General features: G+C 65.9%; 11 protein-coding genes. 5 read left to right on the top strand and 6 right to left on the bottom strand.

Features of this window, described 5'->3' with window-relative positions:
• Nucleotides 1-14: 14 nt before the first annotated feature.
• From HU735_RS19025 to HU735_RS19035, 3 genes are all read right to left on the bottom strand, one after another.
• Nucleotides 15-335: a hypothetical protein gene (locus HU735_RS19025; protein WP_186714766.1), complete on the bottom strand. Its 321-nt coding sequence runs from the start codon at nt 333-335 to the stop codon at nt 15-17.
• A gap of 132 nt (nt 336-467) precedes the next feature.
• Entirely contained in the window at nt 468-1433 is a 966-nt protein-coding gene (speB, locus tag HU735_RS19030) for an agmatinase (RefSeq protein ID WP_186714767.1), read from the bottom strand.
• A 23-nt stretch (nt 1434-1456) separates the two neighbouring features.
• Nucleotides 1457-2536, bottom strand: a complete 1080-nt coding sequence (locus tag HU735_RS19035; protein WP_186714768.1) for an extracellular solute-binding protein — start codon at nt 2534-2536, stop codon at nt 1457-1459.
• Between the two features lie 102 nt (nt 2537-2638).
• Between HU735_RS19035 and HU735_RS19040 the strand changes: the two genes are divergently transcribed.
• The 3 genes from HU735_RS19040 (at nt 2639) to HU735_RS19050 (ending at nt 4729) form a co-directional block, all read left to right on the top strand.
• A complete protein-coding gene (locus HU735_RS19040; RefSeq protein ID WP_186714769.1) occupies nt 2639-3529 on the top strand; it encodes a LysR family transcriptional regulator in 891 nt (296 codons plus the stop codon).
• Nucleotides 3530-3651: 122 nt separating this feature from the next.
• Nucleotides 3652-4122, top strand: a complete 471-nt coding sequence (locus tag HU735_RS19045) for an LEA type 2 family protein (protein WP_186714775.1) — start codon at nt 3652-3654, stop codon at nt 4120-4122.
• Between the two features lie 28 nt (nt 4123-4150).
• Entirely contained in the window at nt 4151-4729 is a 579-nt protein-coding gene (locus tag HU735_RS19050) for a GNAT family N-acetyltransferase (RefSeq protein WP_186714770.1), read from the top strand.
• Here the strand turns inward: HU735_RS19050 and HU735_RS19055 are convergent.
• Nucleotides 4665-5606: a carbon-nitrogen hydrolase family protein gene (locus tag HU735_RS19055; protein ID WP_186714771.1), complete on the bottom strand. Its 942-nt coding sequence runs from the start codon at nt 5604-5606 to the stop codon at nt 4665-4667. The two genes, HU735_RS19050 and HU735_RS19055, sit on opposite strands and share 65 nt — an antisense overlap.
• 66 nt (nt 5607-5672) lie before the next feature.
• Nucleotides 5673-5936: a hypothetical protein gene (locus HU735_RS19060; protein ID WP_050704891.1), complete on the bottom strand. Its 264-nt coding sequence runs from the start codon at nt 5934-5936 to the stop codon at nt 5673-5675.
• 132 nt (nt 5937-6068) lie between these two features.
• On the opposite strand from HU735_RS19060, the gene HU735_RS19065 reads away from it, so the two are divergent.
• Nucleotides 6069-6389: a DUF883 family protein gene (locus HU735_RS19065; RefSeq protein WP_186714772.1), complete on the top strand. Its 321-nt coding sequence runs from the start codon at nt 6069-6071 to the stop codon at nt 6387-6389.
• Between the two features lies 1 nt (nt 6390).
• Here the strand turns inward: HU735_RS19065 and miaE are convergent, their stop codons facing one another.
• The gene (gene miaE / locus HU735_RS19070; protein ID WP_050704889.1) at nt 6391-7008 is read right to left on the bottom strand and encodes a tRNA isopentenyl-2-thiomethyl-A-37 hydroxylase MiaE; all 618 of its coding nucleotides are present in this window, start codon (nt 7006-7008) and stop codon (nt 6391-6393) included.
• A 156-nt stretch (nt 7009-7164) separates the two neighbouring features.
• On the opposite strand from miaE, the gene HU735_RS19075 reads away from it, so the two are divergent.
• On the top strand, nt 7165-8028 hold the full coding sequence (locus HU735_RS19075; protein ID WP_050704888.1) for a universal stress protein: 864 nt from the start codon (nt 7165-7167) through the stop codon (nt 8026-8028).
• Nucleotides 8029-8127: the final 99 nt, after the last annotated feature.

Consider the following 8127-nt stretch of genomic DNA (forward strand, 5'->3'; position numbering starts at 1 on the left):
TCCTTCGATAAGGCTCACGGCACGCGCAGCGAATCGCGTGGTGGCCGGGTGGGTTCCAGGTTCGGGGTGTGCTGCTCGCGGCGCAGGTTGTCGCCATTGCCGATACCCCGGTTGTCGAGGGTTGGCGGGCGCGGGTTGGGCTGCGTGGACGGGCCGCGCACCGGCGGCGTGGCGGGTACGCTGCCCTGGCGGCTGTTGGGGTTGGCACGCATGATCGGGCTGTTGTACGGATTGTTGCTGTCGTTGGCAGCGAGCAACGGCGCCGGCAGGGGCGCAGCCTGGAGCGGCATGGCCAGCAACAGGCCGAGGCCCAGGATTGGCAGGGTGGGGTTCATGCTTCACCTCCGGTACGAAAAGGCGCGCTCCAGGGTTGGATAGCCTAAAGCGCGCAGGGTTCGACGCAAAAGGATGAATATGGGTCCTGATGTTTCAGTATGGCCCCCTGGGGCGGCCATGCAGCCCCGGTGTCAGCCGGCTTTGTCCACCTTGTGCCGCGCCGCATACAGGCACAACATCTCCATCGCCAGCGTCGCCCCGGCCAACGCGGTGATGTCGGCATGGTCATAGGCCGGTGCCACCTCCACCAGGTCCATGCCCACCAGGTTGATTCCGCGCAAGCCGCCGAGGATCTCCAGCGCCTGCACCGTGCTCAGCCCCCCGCATACCGGCGTGCCGGTGCCGGGCGCGAAGGCCGGGTCCAGGCAGTCGATATCGAAGGTCAGGTACACCGGCCGCTCCCCCACCCGCTGACGGATCGCCGCGATGATCGCCTCGGTGCCCTGGCGATGCACCTGGCGGGCATCGAGGATGGCGAATCCCTGGCTGTCGTCATTGGTGGTGCGCAGGCCGATCTGCACCGAGTGCGCCGGGTCCACCAGGCCTTCGCGCGCCGCGTGCCAGAACATGGTGCCGTGGTCGATGCGCTTGCCCTCCTCGTCTGGCCAAGTGTCGCTGTGGGCGTCGAAGTGGACCAGTGCCAGCGGGCCATGCCGGCGGGCATGAGCCTTTAGCAGCGGATAGCTGATGAAGTGGTCGCCGCCCAGGGTGAGCATGGCGCAGCCGGCCTCGAGGATGTGCTCGGCGTGCGCCTCGATGCTGTCCGGCACCGACGCGGGCGTGCCGCTGTCGAAGGCGCAGTCGCCGTAGTCGATCACCGCCAGGTGGTCGAACGGGTCGAACGCCCAGGGCCAGTGCCTTGCCCAGGCCTGCTGTACCGAGGCGGCGCGGATCGCCCGCGGGCCGAAGCGCGCACCGGGGCGGTTGCTGGTGGCGGTGTCGAACGGCACACCGCTGACCACCACGTCGACACCGCGCAGGTCGCGGCTGTAGCGGCGCCGGGAAAAACTGGTGATACCGGCATAGGTGCTCTCGGCGGCGGTGCCGTAGAGGCTGTCACGGGTCATGGCCTGGTCGTTGTCCTGGGCGAGGTCCACGGTCTGTCTCCTGTCGTTGTTGTTCACTGGCGGCTGCGGAAGGCGGTCCACAGGCGGTTGCGCTGGCGCAGGTCGGACAACGCCATGCTGCGGTCGGCGAACAGGCGCTGGCGCACCTCGGCCGGCGGGTAGATGTCCGGGTCGTTGCGGATCGCCGCATCCACCAGCGGCGTGGCGGCCTGGTTGGCGTTGGCGAAGAACAGCGTGTTGGTCAGTGCCGCCACCGATTCGGGGCGCAGCATGAAGGCGATGAAGGCGCGGGCCGCCTCAGGGTGCGGCGCGTCCTTGGGAATCACCAGGTTGTCCTGCCAGACCAGCGTGCCCTCGCGGGGGATGCGGTAGATCAGCTCGAACGGCTTGCCGGCGCGGCGGGCCTGGTCGGCGGCCATGGCCGCGTCGCCGTTGTAGGTCAGCGCCAGGCACACGCTGCCGTTGGCCAGGTCGTTGATCTGGCGACCGTTGGCCACGTAGCTGATCGAGGGCTGCAACTGCTGCAACAACGCCTGGGCAGCGTCCAGATCGGCCTTGCTCTGGCTGTACGGGTCCTTGCCCAGGTAGTTGAGGGTCAGGCCGATCACCTCCTGGGGCGAGTCCGGCATGGCGATTCCGCAGTCCTTCAGGCGGCTGGCGTATTCGGGCTTGAACAGCAGGTCGAGGCTGTCCAGCGGCACGTCACCGAGGCGCTGGCGCACGGCCTCGACATTCACCCCCAACCCCAGCGTGCCCCAGGTGTACGGCACGGCGTGGCGGTTGCCGGGGTCGGCTTCGGCCAGCTTGGCCAGCAGGTCCGGGTCGAGGTTGGCATAGCCGGGCAGCGCCTGCGCCTCGAGCGGCTGCAAGGCGCCGGCCTTGAGCGCCCGGGCCAGCACCGTGGCCGACGGCACCACTACGTCGTAGCCACTGCCGCCGGTCAGCAGCTTGGTCTCCAGCACCTCGGTGGTGTCGAAGGTGTCGTAGCGGACCTTGTAGCCGGTCTCCTGCTCGAACCGCGCCAGGGTTTGCGGGGCGACATAGTCGGCCCAGCTGTACAGGTTGACGACCTTCTCCTCGGCCTGCAGCGGCAGGGCGATCAGCAATGAAAGCAGGCACAACGTTCGACGCATGGCGGGCACCTCGGCGTGGGGGTGGATGCCGCCAGCATGCCTGCCGGGTTACATTGTAAAAATGACAACTATTCAAAGCTGACATTCATCAGGACCAATGTGATGCTCGGACAACTGCACGACCCCGACCTGCACCTGCTGCGGCTGTTCGTCACTGTAGTCGAGGCCGGCGGCTTCAGCGCCGCCCAGGGCGTGCTGGGGCTCAGCCAGCCCAGCATCAGCCAGCAGATGGCCAGGCTCGAGACCCGCCTGGGCTATCGCCTGTGCAGCCGTGGCAAGGGCGGTTTCCGGCTGACCGAGAAAGGCCAGCTGCTGCTCCAGGCGACCCGCGGCCTGCTGCTGCAGATCGAGCAGTTCCGCCAGCAGGCCAACGGCGTGGCCGGACGCCTGCTCGGCACGTTGCGCATCGGCCTGGCCGAGAACCAGGACCGCGAGGTCACCTTGCGCCTGGCCCGGGCCATCGCCCGGTTTCGCCAACGTGACGAGCAGGTGCGCTTTGAACTGACTAGTGCGCCACCCGCCGAGCTTGAGCGGCTGTTGCTGGAGCAGCGCCTGGACTGCGCCATCAGCTACTTTTCCGGCAACCAGGCGGCGTTCGATTACCTGCCGTTGTTCGAGGAACGCCAGCGACTCTACTGTGGCCAGGGGCATGAACTGTTCGACCAGGCCCGGATCAGTCGCGAGCAATTGCTGGAGGCCGACCAGGTCTGTCATCCCTATCGCTTTCTCAAGCAGGGTGAACCCTTCCAGAGCCGCCACAGCCTAGCGGTGGCGGAACAGATCGACAGTGCGCTGACGTTGATCCTGTCGGGCCGGCATATCGGCTACCTGCCCCGCCACTGCGCCGCGCCTTGGGAAGCCCAGGGACTGTTGCGGGCACTGGACCCTACACTGGATTTCGTGGTGCCGTTCACCTTGGCGCGGCACCGTGGGCAGGAGCCCGGTGAAGCGCAGCAGGCGTTCATGGAGGATCTGCGCAGTATATTCATTTGAATCGGGCCGATCTGCGCTCCGTCGCAGGCAAGCCCGCTCCCACAGGAACCGCACATTCCTTGATTGCGCCGCCACGCATTTGCCACACTGAGGACTCGCCCGTGTCCCGAGCCTCTATCACCATGTATGCCCGCGCCTGCCTGATTTTGCTGCTGACCCTTGGCCTGAATGCCTGCGCCCTGTTCCAGGGCCGTGACCCGCTGACTATCAGCGTGATCGGCATCGATCCCCTGCCCGGCCAGGACCTGGAGCTGCGCATGGCGGTGAAGATCCGCGTGCAGAACCCCAACGAAACCCCGGTGGATTTCAACGGCATTGCCCTCAACCTGGAAGTCAACGACCAGCCCTTGGCCGCCGGCGTGAGCGACCAGCGCGGACATATCGGTCGTTACGACGAGGCGGTGATCGTGGTGCCGGTGAGCATCACCGCCTTCGCCTTCCTGCGCCAGGCCTACGGCCTGAGCCGGATCGAGTCCCTGCAGGGCCTGCCCTATGTCTTGCGCGGCAAACTGGCGAGCGGCCCGCTGGGCACCGTGCGCTTCACCGACAAAGGCAAACTCGACCTGCCCGCCGCCATGGGCAGCACTTGGTAGTAAGGTTGTACAGGTAAAGGAACTACCGATGCCCCCCACACCCGAACTGAAAACCGCCCGGCTCTTGCTGCGCCCCCTGCAACTGAGTGACGCCGAGGCCATCCAGCAGCTTTTCCCGCAGTGGGAGGTGGTGCGCTACCTCAACGCCAAGGTGCCTTGGCCTTATCCGCCGGATGGCGCATTGAGCTATCTGCGTGACGCCTGCCTGCCGGCCATGGCCGCGGGCCGCGAGTGGCACTGGTCGATCCGCCTGCTGACGCAGCCGGAGCAACTGATCGGCAGCATCAGCCTGATGGACCTGCCGGACAACCATCGCGGCTTCTGGATGGCGCCCGCCTGGCAGGGCCAGGGCTATATCACCGAGGCCTGCGAGATGATCGACGCGTTCTGGTTCCTGACCCTGGGCCGCGAGGTGATGCGCGTGCCCAAGGCGGTGCCCAACGAAGCCTCCCGGCGTATTTCGCAACGCGGCGGCATGCACCTGCTGCGTATCGGGCAAGGCGACTTCGTCAGTGGTCGCCTGCCGCAGGAGGTCTGGGAGATCACTCGCCAGCAGTGGCTGGACCGACAAAGCGCACGCCGGGACGCGGACGCTCGTCCACGCTGAGCTCGAACACATCCGGCCGCGCATAGTGGCCGACCACATCGAAGTCGTAGCGCGCACCCACCAGCTCGTCGGTATCGACCTCGGCGCAGAGCAGCCCACGTTCGCCCACCAGTGGCCCGGCCAGTACCTCGCCGAGGGGGCCGACGATCACACTACCACCATTGATCAACGGCCGGTCGGCCGGCCAGTTGGCCACCTCAAGGCCCAGCGCCGCCGGTGAGTCCTGCACCTGGCAGGCACTGATGACGAAACAACGCCCTTCGGCGGCGACATGGCGCATGCTGACCTGCCACAGCTCGCGCTCGTCCACCGTCGGCGCGCACCACAGTTGCACGCCTTTGGCGTACATCGCAGTGCGCAGCAGCGGCATGTAGTTCTCCCAGCACACCGCGGCGCCGATGCGTCCGGCGCGGCCCTCCACCACCGGCAGTGTGGAGCCATCGCCCTTGCCCCAGATCAGCCGCTCGGTGCCGGTGGGCATCAGCTTGCGGTGCTTGGCCACCAGGCCGCCTTCAGGCTCGAAAAACAGCACGGTGCAGTACAGGGTGTTGCCGCTGCGCTCGATCACGCCGAGCACCAGGCTCGCCCCGGTGCGCGCCGACAGTCCGGCCAGCGCCTCGGTCTCGGCACCCGGTACATCGATGGCGTTGGCAAAATAGCGGGCGAAGGCTTCACGCCCTTCGGGCAGGCGATAGCCGAGCTGGGTACCGAAGCCCTCGCCTTTCGGGTAGCCGCCGAGCAACGCCTCGGGCATCACCACCAGGCTGGCGCCGGCCTCGCCGATGGCCTGCTCGTAGCCGAGGATCTGTTCCAGGGTGGCGGCCTTGCCTGCAGGCAGCGAGCCGATCTGCAGGGCGGCAACGATGGATCTTGGCATCTTGGGGACTCCTGTCAGAAGAAAGCCGAATGGTGCGCGCCGCCGTACCGGGAGTGTCCGCCTGACTCAGCGGTTGGCGCTGGCGGCGGCCATCATCTTGTTCACTTCACTGCGTACCAGCTGGTTGAATTCCACCGGCGACATGCCGTCGAGCTCGGCGCGTACCCATTCGGCCCACTTGCCCTTGCGCCGCGGCTTCTCCGCGATCAGCCGTGCGGCCTCGCCCTTGGCCTTGCCCAGGTTGTTCTGCCAGTACTCGAACAAACGGGCCTTCTCTGCCTCGATCTGCGCCCGTTCCTGGAAGCTCATGTTGGCCAGATTGAAACTCATGGGGGTATTACCTGCCGCTGGAAAATGGGCGCTATCTTACACTGTAGCGACGCGCCATCGGTACGCCGCTGCAACTTTCCCGGCGCCGTGGCATCCACTGTTCAACGCCCAACCCTTCACGAGGATGTGTACATGGCCAGGAAAACCGCCACGCAAGCCAACAACGACCAGATCAAGGATCAGGTGTTCAGTGAGCTGCAGGCCTTGATCGAGGAGTCCGAGAAACTGCTCAGCGACAGTGCGTCGCTGGTGGGAGAGGAAGCAGAAGGCCTGCGCGCGCAGCTCGGCCTGAAACTGCGGCAGGCCCGCGACGCCACCGGTCGGCTGGGCCGTAAGGCGCAGCCCGCGGTCGAGGCGACCCAGGAATACATCGGGGGCCACCCCTGGCAGACCGTGGCGATCTCGGCGGGCTTTGGCCTGGTGGTCGGGTTGCTGCTCGGCCGCCGGCAATAGCTCAGGCCGCTTGCGCCATCGGAATCCCGCTGTGGAAGCGCAGCTCCTGGTCGGGTGAGGTAATCAGCCCGGCCTCCGCCTCGCGCACCTGCTCCACCACCCGGGCGATATCCGCTTCGTCACCGTACTGGTGAGCCAGCTTCAGATAGCCCTGGTAGTGCCGAGCCTCGCTCTTGAGCAGGCCGTGGTAGAAGGTGCCGAGTTCTTCGTCCAGATGCGGCACCAGGGCGGCGAAACGCTCGCAGCTGCGCGCCTCGATGAAAGCCCCCACCACCAGGGTATCCACCAGCTTGACCGGCTCATGGGCGCGCACCAGCCGGCGCAAGCCCGAGGCATAGCGCCCGGCCGAAACCGGACGCAGCGGCACGCCGCGGCGCTTCATCAGGCGCAGCACCTGTTCGTGGTGCACCAGTTCCTCGCGGGCCAGACGCGACATCATGTTGATCAAGTCGAGGTGGGTGTTGTACTTGGCGATCAGGCTCAGCGCGGTGCTGGCCGCCTTGAACTCGCAGTTCTTGTGATCGATCAGCAGGGTCTCCTGGTCGGCCAGCGCCGCCTCGATCCAGGCATCAGGGGTACGGCAACCGAGGAAGGCGTCGATTTCGGGAATCAGGGACATGGCACTCACAATCACACAGGACATCGGCAGGACCGGCGATTATACCGGCGACCGTGCCGAGTACCAGTGACTATGCTTGATACATATCAAGCGGCAGCGGGAGCAGCGCCGTCTATAGTCAGGCATTGGCCGCCATTCTGAAGGGAGTTCACGCCCATGCAAGCCGTACGCAGCATTCTTGTCGTCCTCGACCCCGAGCACGCCCACAGCCGTGCCTTGACTCGGGCCAAGCTGATCGCCGGGGTAACCGGCGCGCGCCTGCATCTGTTGATGTGCGACAAGAAGCAGGATCATGACGCCCTGCTCAGCTTGCTCAGCAGCCAACTGCACGACGATGGTTACGACAGTGTCACCCACGAGCAGCACTGGAAGGACAACCTGCACAAATCGATCATCCATGTGCAGCAAGCCGAAGGCTGCGAATTGGTGATCAAGGAGCATCGGCCGGACAATCCGCTGCGCAAGGCATTGCTCACCCCCAGCGACTGGAAACTGCTGCGCGAATGCCCGTGCGCGGTGCTGATGGTCAAGAGCGAGCGGCCATGGACAGGTGGCAAGATCCTGGCGGCCGTGGATGTCGGAAACCAGGACGAAGCCCATCGCCTGCTGCATGCCAGCATCATCGACCACGGCTATGACATCGCCAGCCTGGCCAAGGGCGAGCTGCACGTGATCAGTGCCCACCCCTCGCCCATGCTGTCGGCTGCGGATCCGGTCTACCAGCTCACCGAGACCATCGAGAAACGCTATCGCGAGGCATGTCTGGCGTTCCAGGCGGAGTTCGATATCACCGATGACCGCCTGCATATCGCCGAAGGGCCGGCGGATGTGCTGATTCCCTATACCGAGAAGAAGCTCGATGCCGTGGTGACCATTGTCGGTACCGTGGCGCGGACCGGGATCTCCGGGGCGCTGATCGGCAATACCGCGGAAGTGGTGCTGGACTCGCTGGAAAGCGATGTACTGGTGCTAAAGAGCGAAGAGGCCAAGGCGCATCTGGCCGAGTTGGCGCGGGGTTGAAAGACGCCACGCGATCCCCTGCAATAACAGAATAGCGTGGGAGCGGGCTTGCCCCGCGATAGGGCCCTAGGCAGGCAGTGATGTTGCCTGGACTTGCCC

The organism is Pseudomonas sp. BW16M2 (assembly GCF_014268865.1).
Lineage (GTDB): Bacteria > Pseudomonadota > Gammaproteobacteria > Pseudomonadales > Pseudomonadaceae > Aquipseudomonas > Aquipseudomonas peradeniyensis.

Coding starts and splice junctions, on each gene's coding strand:
- HU735_RS19035 (WP_186714768.1), bottom strand. CDS start 2,536: ATGCGTCGAACGTTGTGCCTGCTTTCATTGCTGATCGCCCTGCCGCTG.
- HU735_RS19050 (WP_186714770.1), top strand. CDS start 4,151: ATGCCCCCCACACCCGAACTGAAAACCGCCCGGCTCTTGCTGCGCCCC.
- HU735_RS19075 (WP_050704888.1), top strand. CDS start 7,165: ATGCAAGCCGTACGCAGCATTCTTGTCGTCCTCGACCCCGAGCACGCC.
- miaE (WP_050704889.1), bottom strand. CDS start 7,008: ATGTCCCTGATTCCCGAAATCGACGCCTTCCTCGGTTGCCGTACCCCT.
- HU735_RS19025 (WP_186714766.1), bottom strand. CDS start 335: ATGAACCCCACCCTGCCAATCCTGGGCCTCGGCCTGTTGCTGGCCATG.
- HU735_RS19045 (WP_186714775.1), top strand. CDS start 3,652: ATGTATGCCCGCGCCTGCCTGATTTTGCTGCTGACCCTTGGCCTGAAT.
- HU735_RS19065 (WP_186714772.1), top strand. CDS start 6,069: ATGGCCAGGAAAACCGCCACGCAAGCCAACAACGACCAGATCAAGGAT.
- HU735_RS19060 (WP_050704891.1), bottom strand. CDS start 5,936: ATGAGTTTCAATCTGGCCAACATGAGCTTCCAGGAACGGGCGCAGATC.
- HU735_RS19055 (WP_186714771.1), bottom strand. CDS start 5,606: ATGCCAAGATCCATCGTTGCCGCCCTGCAGATCGGCTCGCTGCCTGCA.
- HU735_RS19040 (WP_186714769.1), top strand. CDS start 2,639: ATGCTCGGACAACTGCACGACCCCGACCTGCACCTGCTGCGGCTGTTC.